Source organism: Dyella japonica DSM 16301, assembly GCF_001010355.1.
Taxonomy (GTDB): domain Bacteria; phylum Pseudomonadota; class Gammaproteobacteria; order Xanthomonadales; family Rhodanobacteraceae; genus Dyella; species Dyella japonica.
Genome location: NZ_JPLA01000041.1, coordinates 59,746 through 71,685, shown reverse-complemented (window position 1 = coordinate 71,685; position 11,940 = coordinate 59,746). Strand labels below are relative to the sequence as shown.

The 11,940-nt window shown below is 65.0% G+C and carries 15 protein-coding genes; 5 read left to right on the top strand and 10 right to left on the bottom strand.

What is annotated here, in order from left to right; all coding sequences use genetic code 11:
* Positions 1 to 34 precede the first annotated feature (34 nt).
* A complete protein-coding gene (locus Y882_RS13965; RefSeq protein WP_046972542.1) occupies positions 35 to 427 on the bottom strand; it encodes a GlcG/HbpS family heme-binding protein in 393 nt (130 codons plus the stop codon).
* 22 nt (positions 428 to 449) lie between these two features.
* Positions 450 to 1,286, bottom strand: coding sequence for an enoyl-CoA hydratase/isomerase family protein (locus Y882_RS13960; protein WP_046972541.1), 837 nt, complete (start codon positions 1,284 to 1,286; stop codon positions 450 to 452).
* Positions 1,287 to 1,627: 341 nt separating this feature from the next.
* Between Y882_RS13960 and Y882_RS13955 the strand changes: the two genes are divergently transcribed.
* Positions 1,628 to 2,185 carry a VOC family protein gene (locus tag Y882_RS13955; protein ID WP_046972540.1) on the top strand — a complete coding sequence of 186 codons (558 nt, stop codon included), beginning with the start codon at positions 1,628 to 1,630 and terminating at the stop codon, positions 2,183 to 2,185.
* Between the two features lie 9 nt (positions 2,186 to 2,194).
* Here the strand turns inward: Y882_RS13955 and Y882_RS13950 are convergent, their stop codons facing one another.
* Positions 2,195 to 2,674, bottom strand: a complete 480-nt coding sequence (locus Y882_RS13950) for an Lrp/AsnC family transcriptional regulator (RefSeq protein WP_046972539.1) — start codon at positions 2,672 to 2,674, stop codon at positions 2,195 to 2,197.
* Between the two features lie 122 nt (positions 2,675 to 2,796).
* Here Y882_RS13950 and Y882_RS13945 point away from each other — a divergent pair, with 122 nt between their 5' ends.
* Positions 2,797 to 3,468: a glutathione S-transferase family protein gene (locus Y882_RS13945; RefSeq protein WP_046972538.1), complete on the top strand. Its 672-nt coding sequence runs from the start codon at positions 2,797 to 2,799 to the stop codon at positions 3,466 to 3,468.
* Entirely contained in the window at positions 3,449 to 3,643 is a 195-nt protein-coding gene (locus Y882_RS13940; RefSeq protein ID WP_046972537.1) for a hypothetical protein, read from the top strand. The genes Y882_RS13945 and Y882_RS13940 overlap by 20 nt, the downstream gene beginning before the upstream one ends.
* A 48-nt stretch (positions 3,644 to 3,691) precedes the next feature.
* On the opposite strand, the gene Y882_RS13935 is transcribed toward Y882_RS13940, so the two are convergent.
* The 6 genes from Y882_RS13935 to Y882_RS13910 all read right to left on the bottom strand — a co-directional run bounded on the left by Y882_RS13935 (position 3,692) and on the right by Y882_RS13910 (position 9,260).
* On the bottom strand, positions 3,692 to 4,981 hold the full coding sequence (locus tag Y882_RS13935; RefSeq protein WP_046972536.1) for an MFS transporter: 1,290 nt from the start codon (positions 4,979 to 4,981) through the stop codon (positions 3,692 to 3,694).
* Between the two features lie 80 nt (positions 4,982 to 5,061).
* Positions 5,062 to 5,298 carry a tautomerase family protein gene (locus Y882_RS13930; RefSeq protein ID WP_046972535.1) on the bottom strand — a complete coding sequence of 79 codons (237 nt, stop codon included), beginning with the start codon at positions 5,296 to 5,298 and terminating at the stop codon, positions 5,062 to 5,064.
* Positions 5,299 to 5,387: 89 nt separating this feature from the next.
* A complete protein-coding gene (locus tag Y882_RS13925; RefSeq protein ID WP_046972534.1) occupies positions 5,388 to 6,098 on the bottom strand; it encodes an SDR family NAD(P)-dependent oxidoreductase in 711 nt (236 codons plus the stop codon).
* Between the two features lie 104 nt (positions 6,099 to 6,202).
* On the bottom strand, positions 6,203 to 7,174 hold the full coding sequence (locus tag Y882_RS13920; protein WP_046972533.1) for a LysR family transcriptional regulator: 972 nt from the start codon (positions 7,172 to 7,174) through the stop codon (positions 6,203 to 6,205).
* Between the two features lie 92 nt (positions 7,175 to 7,266).
* On the bottom strand, positions 7,267 to 8,301 hold the full coding sequence (locus Y882_RS13915; protein WP_244466346.1) for an NAD(P)H-dependent flavin oxidoreductase: 1,035 nt from the start codon (positions 8,299 to 8,301) through the stop codon (positions 7,267 to 7,269).
* A 155-nt stretch (positions 8,302 to 8,456) separates the two neighbouring features.
* A complete protein-coding gene (locus Y882_RS13910) occupies positions 8,457 to 9,260 on the bottom strand; it encodes an SDR family NAD(P)-dependent oxidoreductase (protein WP_046972531.1) in 804 nt (267 codons plus the stop codon).
* 115 nt (positions 9,261 to 9,375) lie between these two features.
* Here Y882_RS13910 and Y882_RS13905 point away from each other — a divergent pair, with 115 nt between their 5' ends.
* Positions 9,376 to 10,335 (top strand): GlxA family transcriptional regulator, encoded by a 960-nt coding sequence (locus Y882_RS13905; protein WP_046972530.1) that lies wholly within the window; start codon positions 9,376 to 9,378, stop codon positions 10,333 to 10,335.
* On the opposite strand, the gene Y882_RS13900 is transcribed toward Y882_RS13905, so the two are convergent.
* Positions 10,332 to 11,264, bottom strand: coding sequence for an AraC family transcriptional regulator (locus Y882_RS13900; RefSeq protein ID WP_046972529.1), 933 nt, complete (start codon positions 11,262 to 11,264; stop codon positions 10,332 to 10,334). The genes Y882_RS13905 and Y882_RS13900 overlap by 4 nt on opposite strands.
* A 129-nt stretch (positions 11,265 to 11,393) precedes the next feature.
* Between Y882_RS13900 and Y882_RS13895 the strand changes: the two genes are divergently transcribed.
* Positions 11,394 to 11,933 (top strand): carboxymuconolactone decarboxylase family protein, encoded by a 540-nt coding sequence (locus tag Y882_RS13895; protein ID WP_046972528.1) that lies wholly within the window; start codon positions 11,394 to 11,396, stop codon positions 11,931 to 11,933.
* The last annotated feature ends 7 nt before the right edge of the window (positions 11,934 to 11,940 follow it).

The window sequence follows — 11,940 nt, the reverse complement described above, 5'->3', positions numbered from 1 at the left end:
GGTCTTCAACGACGATGCGCGACTTGCACGCCGCTTAGGTCACCACGGCGTCGACGATCGCCATATCCTCTTGCGTGGTGGCGCCGCCGCTGACGCCCAGGCCGGCGACGACCTGGCCGCTCTCGCGGATCGGCACGCCACCGCCCATTGCGGTAAAGCGTCCACAGGCCAGCGTGAGCAAGGGGAACAGATCCTGTCCCGGCTGCACCAGCGGGAGAAGATCGGCGGTGCGCACCTTGATGAGCGCCGACGTATACGCCTTGCGCTCGGAAATCTCGAGCGCGAACAGCGGCGCATCATTCATCCGATGCTGCAGGATCAGGTTGCCGTGCACGTCCATCACGGATACCGCTACCGGCACCTTGACCCGTGCCGCTTCGGCCTCCACGCGTTCTGCCAGGGCCTTCGCCGTCGCAAGCAGGTCCATAAGATTCTCCTTTGGATAACTGTCACTGACCCAGCTGGCCGATGTGATAGGCCAGGCGTTCTTCGATATCGCCCGGCTGGTGGAAGCCCTTCGCCATCAGCGCCTTGATGCTCTGCTGCGCGTGCTCGCGGCCAATCGACGCCATGCATGTATCCCAGCCGGCGCCAATCTCCACCTCCGGCGGCAGCTGCGTATTGACCAGGCGCTTGGTATTGGCCAGCGCCCACTTGTCGAAGCGCGAGATGCGCAGAGCGAGCGCCTCGACGAAATCGTCGAGTTCGGCATCAGGCAAGGCGCGATTGACGTAACCGTAAGCAGCCGCCTGATCGCCGCTCAGGTCTTCCGAGCTCAGCAGCACTTCCAGTGCGCGATTGCGGCCGATCAGCTGCGGCAGGCGCGCCATCGGTCCGCCGCCAGCCACCAGGCCGACGCCGGCCTCCCATTGCGAAATGATGGTCTTCTCGCGACTGGCGAAACTCATATCGCAGGCAAGCGTGAGTTCGCTGCCGTTGCCGGTCGCGCGACCGCGTATGAGCGCGATCGACGCCACCGGTGCATGCGTGAGGCGTACCAGCACATCGGGCCATGGCGGCAGCCCGGTGGGACCGTTGGGCATGCTGGTGAGGTCCTCGAACCGCGCGTTGAAATCGGAGTGGTTGAGGAAGTAGCCATCGACGGCACTGTCAAATACCACCACGCGAACCTGCTCATCCGCTTCGATGGCCTCGATCACATGCTGGAAGTCCCGCACCATGGGCGGACCCATCACGTTGATCGGCGGATTGTCGATGGTGACACGCCAGTAAGCGGGCGTACGCCGCGTGATGCGCAGCTGCGCGGAAGGCTTGCTGTCATTCATGGTGGCTCCTGTCGCAGGCATGGGCGAAGGGAGGCGACAGTGTCCCGCCGGCCATGGCGCCGGACCAGCACACTTTGGTATCGGCACGACCATGGTATGCATGCGCAGCACGGCGATTTCGCCACGCCGATGGAGCGACACCTTGGTGCAATGGCATGCAGGAGGCTGGCTGCCTAGCATCGCGCTTCGACCGAGCGGACGACGATGTTGTGGGAGCGCACCCTGTGCGCGACAGCTTTTCGCGATGACGTCCGGGACCGTGGTACATCGAAGCGTCGCAGTCGCGCACAGGGTGCGCTCCCACACGAAGCCCGGCACCTCGAGCCACCAAGGAGCCATGCATGAGCCTCGTGCAAGAGCATCACGAAACGACTACCGAAGCACCAAGCCCACTCACCTTCGACATGAAGATCGAAATCGTGGTCCTGCCGGTTTCGGATGTCGACCACGCAAAGCGCTTCTACGGCGCGCTGGGTTGGCGGCTCGATCTGGACTTCCGCAAGGGCGAGGACTATCGGGTGATCCAGTTCACCCCGCCAGGTTCGGGGTGCTCGATCATCTTCGGCAAGAACGTCACCACGGCGGCGCCGGGCTCGGCGCGGGATCACTACCTCATCGTGGCCGACCTCAAACTGGCGCGCGAGGAGTTGATACGCCGCGGTGTCGAGGTGAGCCAACCCTTCCATGACGCCGGCGGCGTGTTCCACCATGCGGACGACCAGTGCGTGGTCCGCGGCCTCAACCCGACGCGACAAAGCTACGCCAGTTTCGCCTCGTTCAAGGACCCCGACGGCAACGTCTGGCTGCTGCAGGAGATCACGGCGCGCCTGTCTCCCGATCTGCAGCTGGGCGACACGCGCTTCACCAGCCAGGTGCTGCAGGCCATCCACGGCGGCTAACGCACCGGCCTAGTCGTCCATGGCTGCCATCGGTACCAGCAGTCCACGCTTGAGCGTGCTCAGCGCCACGCGCGTATGGAACCGCCGCACGTTCGCGTTCTCGGCGATCATGCGTTGCATCGATGCTTCGAAATCATCGACGTCGCGTGCGATCACGATCAGCACGTAGTCGCCCGCACCGGTGACGTACCACGCCTCCTGGATGAAAGGCTGGGCGGCGATCCATTGCTTGAGGCTCGCCAGCAGCTCCGGCCGTTCGCGCTCCACTTCCACGTCGACGATCATGGTCAAGGGGTGGCCGACGCTCATCGGATCGATCACCGCCACTTCCGCCGTGATGATGCGTTCGTCGCGCATCCGCGCCATGCGTCGCTGCACGGCCGAAGCCGACAGTCCCACGTCCGCGCCGATCAATTCGGCGGGACGTCGCGCGTCTTTTTGCACAATGGCCAGGATGCGTCGATCGATCTTGTCCAGCGGCGTGGCCATGGGCGCGAAATCTCCGTGAGGCGGGGAAAAATCCTGTCTTGCCTTGCTCAATCGCGGTCTGGCCGCGCGAACGCACCCTAGCATAGCTCGCACCGTCCCCCACCCAAGAGTGCGCACGTCCCATGAGGCTCCTGTATCAGTCCCATTCGCCCTATGCACGAAAAGTGCTGGTTGCCGCTCACGAAATCGGCCTCGCCGAGCGGCTTGAAGTGATCCATCACGAAACCAGCCCGACCTTGCGCAACAGCGCGGTATTTGCACTCAATCCGCTGGGCAAGGTACCCGTCCTGATCTGCGACGACGGTGCGGTGCTTTTCGATTCCAGCGTGATCTGCGAGTACCTGGATGGCTTGCACCATGGCCACCCGCTTTTTCCCGCCGAACCAGGGCGGCGCTTCATGGCATTGCGACATCAGGCCATAACGATGGGTATCGCCGATGCGGGCATCGCAGTGCGATGGGAAACCACGCGCCGGCCCGAAGCGTTTCGCTGGGCGCCGCTGCGCGATGGCCATCTGCAGAAGATCGAGGCTACCTGCGATTTCCTGGAGGCGCATCTCGGCGATGGCTCGGTCATCGATATCGGTGATATCGCATTGGCCACGGCACTGAGCTGGGTCGAATTCCGGCAGGTCTATGCTTTCCGCGACGGCCGGCGGCGCCTGGCGGCCTGGCACGAACGCATGAGCGAACGCCCCTCGATGATGGCCACGCTCTTCGCAGGCGACACCGTCGACACTGCGCCGACTACTGATTCAAGCACGGGAGACTCGCATGCGCTGGCCATGGCGTGATCTGCTGTTCCTGCATGGCCATATCGTCGAACCCTCGCTGACGTCTGCTGACGTCGCGGAGGAAAGCTCCGCCAACGAAAAGGAAAAGCCGCCGGCCCCAAGCTTCAGTCGACGCAGCCTGGCTGCGCTGCGCCTCTGCCTGGGCATCGGCGATGGCGCCATCCGCACGCAGTGAATCGACCAAGCATCGCTGCAGGCGCAAGTGAGTCGTCGCGCGCAGCCGTTACCCGGCCCGATGCGGCGCGAGCAGGCTCGTATCCTGGCGATTTGCCCAGCGGTTCAACCAGGCGCACAGCACCAGCAGCACGGCGGTGACGAAGAACACATCGCGCAGGCCCACCCAGGCACCGATCTGGCCGCCGATCAGCGGCCCGATCACCTGACCCGCGAATTGCGCGGACTGCAGATAGCCCAGGGTCTTGCCGGTCTTGCGATCCTCCACCAGGGCGCGCACACCCTTGGCCACCGCGGGCAGCATGCCGGCCATCGACATGCCCATCAGGCCACGCAGCACCGCCAGCTGCCACCACTGCGTGACAAAGGCCTGCGGCACCATCAGCAGCGCAGTGACCAGCAGACATCCGATGATGACCTTGTTGCTGCCCACACGATCGGCCAGGGATCCAAGCCGTGCTGAGGTGAGCATGCTGCCGAAGGCGGAGGCGGCCATCACGATGCCGGCCATGCGCGCGAGATGTTCGTGCGGCACGCCAAGCTGGGCGATATAGACGGTGATGATGGGCTCGATCGACATATTGGCGAGCAGCACCATCATGGCGGTCACCAGCAGGGTGACGATCAGCCCCTTGTGCGCCATGCCGGTGGCATCGTCGCTGCCGCCCGGCGGTGGCCGGGTATCCCACTCATGGTTGAAGTCTTCGCGTACGAAAAAGATCGTGACCAGGGCCGCCACGGCAATCACGCCGCCGCCCACGAAGAACGTGCCGCGAATACCGACAAGATCAGGCAGGAAACCGCCCACCAGCGGACCAATCAGGCTGCCGGACAGCGCGCCGATCGACAGCACGCCCAACGCCCAACCCGATCGCTCGCGCGGCGCCTGCGTGCCGACCATCACGGTGGCTGCCGACGCATAGCCGCCCACCAGCCCCGCCACCAGACGCAGCAGCACCAGTTGCGTGACGGTGTGCGCGGTGCCGATCAGCGACATCACCACCGCCATGCCGATCGCCGCACGCACCAGCATGGGCTTGCGGCCGTAACGATCGGCCAGATGACCCCATAACGGCGCGGTCAGCGCGGTGCCCAGGAAGGTCGCGCCAAAAGCGATGCCGGACCACTGCACGATGGCAGATGGTGTACGCGCGCCCAGCTGCTCCACGTAGAGCGGCAGGAACGGCAACAGCATGCTCAGGCTCACCAAGGTGGTGAACGAACCGAACACCGCGATGGCGAGATTGCGCTTCCAGTACGCCTCGTTGCGTTCGGCATAGCTGGCGGCGACACGATTCACTTCAATGGAAGGCTGGGTGGCAACGATCTGGGCAGACATGCGTTCACTTCGATGGCGTGGCATCGGCGACAAGGCGCAGATGTTCCGCGATGGCGCGATCAATCGCGCCATCGCGACCGTTATTTCTTTTCCGCAGCGCGTTGCGCTCGGAACTCGGCAGCCGGCAAGCCGCCCCAGCCCCAGTTCTCCATCTCGACCTCATCGATGACGACGAAGGTCGAATCCAGCGGCTTGTGCAGCACGTCCAGCAGCAGCTGGCTGACGCCCTTGATCAGCAGCGCCTTCTCTTCCGCGGTCACTGCGCTGCGACCCGGCGCAGAACCCTCGCGGGTCACCTTGATGTTCACGATCGGCATGGTGTTCTCCTTGAAGTAAGGCGGGGTGGACACAGTTCCACCCCGCTGCAACGACCAGGGATGGACGTTTGTCCACCCCTCGTGACGACTTAGTGACCGGCGGCCTGGCCACCGTCGACGTGCAGGATTTCGCCAGTGACGAAGCCGGCGTTGTCGAGGTAGATCACCGCGTCGGTGATGTCGGAGATCTCGCCCATGCGGCCCACCGGATGCAGGCCTGCCAGCGCAGCGTGCGTTTCCACGCCATGCATCGGGGTCTTGATCACGCCCGGGGCCACGGCGTTCACGCGGATGCCGCGCTTGGCGTATTCGATCGCCAGCGAGCGCGTAGCAGCGTTCAGGCCGCCCTTGGTGAGCGAAGCGAGCACCGACGGCACGCCGTCGATGGCGTGGTCGACCAGGCTGGTGGTGATGTTGACGATGTGGCCGCTGCGCTGCTTCTCCATCTCGGCGATGGCGAACTGCGTGATGTGGAAGAAACCGTTGAGGTTGACCGAGATATTGTCGGCGTAGTCCTGCTCGGTGAACGCGGTGAACGGCTTGGCGGTGAAGATGCCGGCATTGTTCACCAGCGTGTCAATGCGACCAAAATGCTTGATCGCTTCTTCCACCACGCGCTTGGCGACGGCGCGGTCGCCGATATCGCCGGCCACCGTGATCACGTCCGGATCGCTGGACGGCTTGATAGAACGCGAGTTGGCGATCACGCGGTAATTCCGGTCACGGAACGCCTTGACCAGGCCCGCGCCAATGCCCTGCGACGCACCGGTGATGACGGCGACTTTCTGCTGATTGCTCATGAGGGTTTACTCCAGATTGGGATGGGGGATTCAGTTCAAGACTGATCGGCTGTGTTTGCCGACACCCACAATTTAGGAGCCCAACAGGCGTTGGAGAATTCCTGCTACTCGGCAGACACTCTTCCGCGTGGCGGTTGAATGGGGGCCTGAGGCGCCGATGCGGCGTCCTTGGCCAGGCAGGCGAAGCGCGCGCGCAGGCGCGGCAAGGCGAAGTCGACGAAGGCCCTCACCTTGGGCACGGCAAGGCGCCCGTACGGCGACACGATGTTGACGGGGAACGGCGCTGGCTCCTCATCGGCCAGCAGCACCTGCAACTTGCCCTGCTTGATTTCCGGCGCCACGTGGTAGGACAGCAGGCGCGTCACGCCGTAGCCGTCCACCGCCGATTCGATCGCCGCGCGGATATTGTTGACCACCAGTCGCGCGGTGAACGACACCGAGCGCGACACCGAGGAGCCTTCCAGCGGCGGAAAACTCCACGAATCCATGCCCATGTTCTCCATCGCGATGATCTGCTGCTTGCCCAGATCGGCGATGCCGGCAATGTGCGGATGCGTGGCCAGGTAGCGCGGCGACGCCACGATCACTCGCCGCACTTCGCCGATGGGATGCGCCACCAGGGTGGAGTCGGACAGATGGGTGATGCGCAGGGCCAGGTCCATGCCTTCTTCGACCAGGTTGACCGGCCGTTCGAGCAGATGCAGCCGCACATTCACGGTAGGGTATTCGTCCATGAAGGCGTCGACGATGGGGCGCAGGATTTCCACGCCGGAAAACACCGTGGCGGAAATGGTCAGCGTGCCGCGCGGCACCGAGCGTTCGCCGGCCGCATTGCGATCGGCTTCCTCAAGATCCGCCAGCAGCTTGCGGCAGGCGATGGCGTAGCGCTCGCCTGCTTCGCTCAACTTGATCGAGCGCGTGGTCCGGTGCAGCAAGGGCACGCCCACGTGGTCTTCGAGAAACGCGATGGCGCGACTCACCGCCGCCGCGGAACGCCCGGTCTTGCGGCTCGCGCCGGCGAGGCTGCCCTCGTCCAGTGCGGCGACGAACACCTTCATGGCATCGATACGATCCATAGGACGAGCCTTGCCTGTCAGCGCGAAAACCGGGGTCGGGAAAGTGTCCTACAACTGTTCGGATCGCGGCTAGCAGCGGCGGGCCGCCCCGCTCAGCCGGTGGCCTGCCGCCATTCGCCGATCAACACTTGCATCAGCGACCGCGTGGACATGGCGCGCGCCAGTGGCGCACCCTGCCCGGCCCAGTGTGCGCCATAGCCAGCCTCACCGGCGGCGCGCCCTGCCGCATTCAGCGCCTTGCCTGCGTCATAGGCGATGGGATAGTCGGGAATGTCGGCGTCGGGCACGCTCGCCCCAAGTCGCGTGAACAGACTTGCCAGGCTGCGCGCCGGGCGACCAGAGACGGCGCGCGTCATCACGGTCGCGTGGGCGGCATCGCTGGCCAGCGCCTTGCGATAGCCGGCATCGGCGAGGGATTCGTCGGTGGAGACAAATGCGGTACCCAGTTGCGCCGCCGCTGCGCCCAGCTTGAGCACCGCAGCGATGCCCGCGCCGTCCATGATGCCACCCGCGGCGATCACGGGTATGCGCACGTTTTCCACCAGCAGGCGGGTCAAGGCTAACGTGCCCAGCTGGCTGTCCTCAGCGTCGGGATCGAACATCCCGCGATGACCACCCGCTTCGTAGCCCTGCGCAATCACCGCGTCGATGCCGGCCGCTTCGATGGCCTTGGCTTCGCGCACATCGGTGGCGGAGGCCATCAAGTAAATGCCGGCACCGCGCAGCGCCTTGAGCTGTTCTGCCGTGGGCAGACCAAAATGAAAACTCACCACGGCCGGCCGTTCGGCCACCAGCATGGCGAGCATGTCGTTGTCGACCAGGAAGGACGTGTAGATCTCGCCCAGCGACGATGGCGGCGTCGCCCCGAAGCGTTGGAACTCCGGTGCGAGCCGTGCAATCCACGCTGCCTGCTTCGCGGCATCGGCGTGAGCCGGCCGATGCACGAACAGATTCACGTTGAGCGGGCCCTTGCTGAGCTGGCGAAACGCGTGAATCGCGTCGCGCGCCTTGGCCGCCGTCATGGCGCCCGCACCCAGCGAACCCAGGCCGCCGCTGTCGCTCACCGCCGCCGCCATGGCCGGCGACGAAATGCCGGCCATCGGGGCCTGGATGATGGGCACGCTCATGCCGATCGCACGGAGCAATGATGAAGACGCGGCATTCGCCATGACGGACCACTCCTGGCTCTTTGGGGACATACGGGACTTTACGCGCCCCGTATGTCACCTCGAAACCGTCAGCGCCGGCAGGCAGTCTTCCATCGAGCGGAAGAATCAGCGCTTCAGGCCTTGGCTACACCGTAGCGCGACGCAGGCTGCGCATGCGACAGGTTGGGCATCAGCTTCTGTCGCGCATCTTCATAGGCGCTCCAGTCGCCCGCATCGGGCAGGGCCGGCACGGTATACACCTCGCCCTGGTCGAGACCGGCCAGCGCGGCGTCCACCATATCGGCAGCCGACATCACCCACGACGGCGGCAGGTTGGTGACCGGATGGCCGAGCACATCCCAGAATTCGGTCGCGGTAGCGCCCGGCAGCACGGCCTGCACGCGCACGCCCTTGTCTGCAAGTTCGTGCTGCAGTGAACGGGTGAATGCCAGCACATAGGCCTTGCTGCCGCCGTACACGCCGTTGAGCAGCTCCGGCGCCACCGCCACGATCGAGGCGATGTTGATCACCGTGCCCTTGCCGCGCTCCACCAGGCCGGGCACCACCGCATAGGTCAGGCGCGTGAGCGCATTGACGTTGAGCGAAATCATCTCGGACATGCGCGCCACATCCGACTGCAGCAGCGGCGTGGCGGCGCCGAAGCCGGCGTTGTTCACCAGCACGGTGATGCTGCGGTCGGTGCGCAGCAAGTCTTCCACCTTGGCCAGATCAGCAGCATCGCTGAGGTCGGCAGGAAAGACCTGCACGGAGCGGCCGGTGGCGTCGGTAAGGCGGCGCGCCAGCTCGGTCAGGCGTTCGCGATTGCGCGCCACCAGGATCAGGTCATGGCCGCGGCGCGCCAGGCGCTCGGCGTAAATGGCACCAATGCCCGAGGAAGCGCCGGTGATCAGGGCAGTGCCCTTGGCTTGCGTCGTCATATCGATACTCCACAGCGTCCGGCGGGATGCCGGCGTCTGGAGAACGTTGTATGCTCGTCGTCATAAGACTTAAATGTCGTATATGCCACCTTTTAGGCCATAGCGAGGCCAAGCCATGCAAGTCATTGGTTTTGTGATGTTTCCTGAGTTCCAGGCGATGAGTCTGGCAGCAGCGTCGGCCTTCGAATTCGCCAATATCGAGCTGGGCGAGACGGTTTATGACGTGCGCTTTCTGTCCGAAAGCGGCGCGACCATCCGCAGCTCGTTCGGCATGACCACGCAGAGCGAGCCGTTTTCGACGCAGCCGATCGACACCTTGCTGATCTGCGGCGGCGTGGGTGTGCCCGAATCCACGCCCGCCCTGCTCCACTTCATCCGCGAAGCGCCCGCCCATACCCGGCGCATCGCGGCGATCTGCACCGGGGCATTCCTGCTGGCCGAAACCGGCCTGCTCGATGGACGCCGCGCCACCACGCACTGGCTGCTCGCGCGCGACCTGGCCGAACGCTTTCCCAAGGTGCTGGTGGAAGAGGACCGCATCTTCATCATCGACGGGCCGATCTGGACCTCGGCCGGCATGAGCGCCGGCCTCGACCTGGCGCTGGCCATGGTGGAGAAGGATCTGGGTGCCGAAGTCGCGCGGCAGGTGGCGCGCAAGCTGGTGCTGTATCACCGGCGCGCGGGCGGACAGTCGCAGTTCTCCACCCTGCTGGAACTGGAGCCCAAGTCGGACCGCATCCAGAGTGCGCTGACTTACGCCAAGAGCCATCTGCAATCGGCGCTGTCCGTGGAGGAACTCGCGGCAGCGGCGAACCTCAGCGCACGCCAGTTCAGTCGCGCGTTTCGCGCCGAAACCGGGCAATCGCCGGCGAAGGCAGTCGAGCATCTGCGCCTCGAAGCAGCGCGACTGATGATGGAGCAGACGCGCCATCCGGTCGAAGTGGTGGCGCGCGAAGTGGGCTTCGCCGATCGCGAACGCATGCGCCGCGCGTTCCTGCGCGCCTACGGCCAGCCGCCGCAGGCGATCCGGCGACAGTCGACGCCGCAGGAAGTGGATGAGCTGACCACCGCCTAGGAGGCGCGGCTGGCGTCGCGTGCGTGCATGCGGCCGTAGGCCCCGGGCGGTGTGCCGTAGCGAGTCTTGAAGGCTCGCGCGAACGCCGCTTCCGAGGCGTAGCCGGCCAGTTCCGCCGCCCTGCCCGCCGACAAGCTGCCGGCGCGCAAGGACTGCGCGGCCACCGCCAGTCGCACGCCATTGACCCACTCCATCGGCGTCATCGCGCTGATCTCGCTGAAGTGCCGCGCAAAACTGGCGCGCGAGACATGGGCCAGCTCCGCCAGGCTTTGCAGCGTCCACGCCTGCGCCGGATCCTTCAGCACCGCGTCCACCACGCTGGCCATCCGTGGATGGGCCAGCAGCCCGAGGATGCCCAGCTGCAATTGCCCGCTCGCCGTCATGCTGCGCAGGATCAGCGTGAACATCGCACCGGTGACCATCTCGATCACGGCGCTGCCGCCGGGCAGTGTGCCCCCCGCTTCATCGCGCAGAACCTGGATCAGCCCCAGCAGTGCATCGCGGCGATCGGTGCGCACATGCAGGACCTTGGGCAAGCCTGTCCACAACGCATCTGTCGCACCCGATAGCTCGAACTGACCGCACAGCATGTCCAGTGCGGGGCCCTCGCCGCCATGTTCGATCAGGGTGACCCGTCCCTTTGCGCTGCGGCGGTTCTCCAGCACCGGTCGACGACCATCGGCGTCGGCCACGACGCTGCGCAGGATGTGTGCATCGCCATAGGGAAACAGCAAGACATCGCCGGGCGCCAGCACGGTGGTCTGGCCATCGATCTCCAGCTCGGCGCTGCCGTTGAGTATCACGTGGTACGGCAGATGGTTCGGCGGCAACGGCGGGTGATCCAGCGTCCACTCCCCGGCAAAGCGGCATTGCAGCTCCACCGAACCGGTGGGTGCAATGGCGTGGACCAGGCGATCAAGACCATCCATCGGCGTGAGACTCCGGAGCAAGAGGTTGAGACGCGCGTGTGCGGACGAAGGCGGGCCTCGTTCCTATCATTTTCACACGGTCAAGCTTCTCCCACACCGGTTTCACCACCTTATCCAGGAGTACCTGTCATGAACCGTCTCACCACTCTCACCAACCTCGCCGACGCCCCGGAAGCCTCGGCCGCCCTCTTCGCCGGCATCAAGAAGGCCATGGGCAAAGTTCCCAACGCTTACGCCGCGGTCGGCAGCAGTGCGCCGAACGTGCTGGCCCATGTGCTGCAGACCAACGCGGTGCTGAAGCAAGGCGAGCTGTCCGCGCTGGAACTGGAAGCGATCAACCTGGCCGTGAGCGAAGCGTCGCAGTGTGACTACTGTCTGGCTGCGCACACCATGACCGGCAAGATGGCTGGCTACACGGCCGAGCAGATCCAGCAGCTGCGCAAGGGTGGACTGGAAGGCAACCCGAAGATCGATGCGCTGGCGAAGTTTGCACTGACCCTGGTCACCACCAGCAACACGCTGTCCGCCGAGGCCGTGGCCAGCGTCAAGAACGCCGGCTACACCGATCGACAGATCCTCGAAGCCATCCTCGCCATCAGCGCGATTCTGTTCACCAACATGGTCAACCGGGTCAACGACACGGTGCTCGACTTCCCGAAAGCAGCGTAACGCCCTG

Excerpts from the sequence above, each read along its gene's own strand:
- Y882_RS13925 (WP_046972534.1), bottom strand. The coding sequence starts at position 6,098 with ATGAGCAATCAGCAGAAAGTCGCCGTCATCACCGGTGCGTCGCAGGGC.
- Y882_RS13920 (WP_046972533.1), bottom strand. The coding sequence starts at position 7,174 with ATGGATCGTATCGATGCCATGAAGGTGTTCGTCGCCGCACTGGACGAG.
- Y882_RS13945 (WP_046972538.1), top strand. The coding sequence starts at position 2,797 with ATGAGGCTCCTGTATCAGTCCCATTCGCCCTATGCACGAAAAGTGCTG.
- Y882_RS13960 (WP_046972541.1), bottom strand. The coding sequence starts at position 1,286 with ATGAATGACAGCAAGCCTTCCGCGCAGCTGCGCATCACGCGGCGTACG.
- Y882_RS13900 (WP_046972529.1), bottom strand. The coding sequence starts at position 11,264 with ATGGATGGTCTTGATCGCCTGGTCCACGCCATTGCACCCACCGGTTCG.
- Y882_RS13910 (WP_046972531.1), bottom strand. The coding sequence starts at position 9,260 with ATGACGACGCAAGCCAAGGGCACTGCCCTGATCACCGGCGCTTCCTCG.
- Y882_RS13950 (WP_046972539.1), bottom strand. The coding sequence starts at position 2,674 with ATGGCCACGCCGCTGGACAAGATCGATCGACGCATCCTGGCCATTGTG.
- Y882_RS13895 (WP_046972528.1), top strand. The coding sequence starts at position 11,394 with ATGAACCGTCTCACCACTCTCACCAACCTCGCCGACGCCCCGGAAGCC.
- Y882_RS13955 (WP_046972540.1), top strand. The coding sequence starts at position 1,628 with ATGAGCCTCGTGCAAGAGCATCACGAAACGACTACCGAAGCACCAAGC.
- Y882_RS13930 (WP_046972535.1), bottom strand. The coding sequence starts at position 5,298 with ATGCCGATCGTGAACATCAAGGTGACCCGCGAGGGTTCTGCGCCGGGT.
- Y882_RS13965 (WP_046972542.1), bottom strand. The coding sequence starts at position 427 with ATGGACCTGCTTGCGACGGCGAAGGCCCTGGCAGAACGCGTGGAGGCC.
- Y882_RS13915 (WP_244466346.1), bottom strand. The coding sequence starts at position 8,301 with ATGAGCGTGCCCATCATCCAGGCCCCGATGGCCGGCATTTCGTCGCCG.
- Y882_RS13940 (WP_046972537.1), top strand. The coding sequence starts at position 3,449 with ATGCGCTGGCCATGGCGTGATCTGCTGTTCCTGCATGGCCATATCGTC.
- Y882_RS13935 (WP_046972536.1), bottom strand. The coding sequence starts at position 4,981 with ATGTCTGCCCAGATCGTTGCCACCCAGCCTTCCATTGAAGTGAATCGT.
- Y882_RS13905 (WP_046972530.1), top strand. The coding sequence starts at position 9,376 with ATGCAAGTCATTGGTTTTGTGATGTTTCCTGAGTTCCAGGCGATGAGT.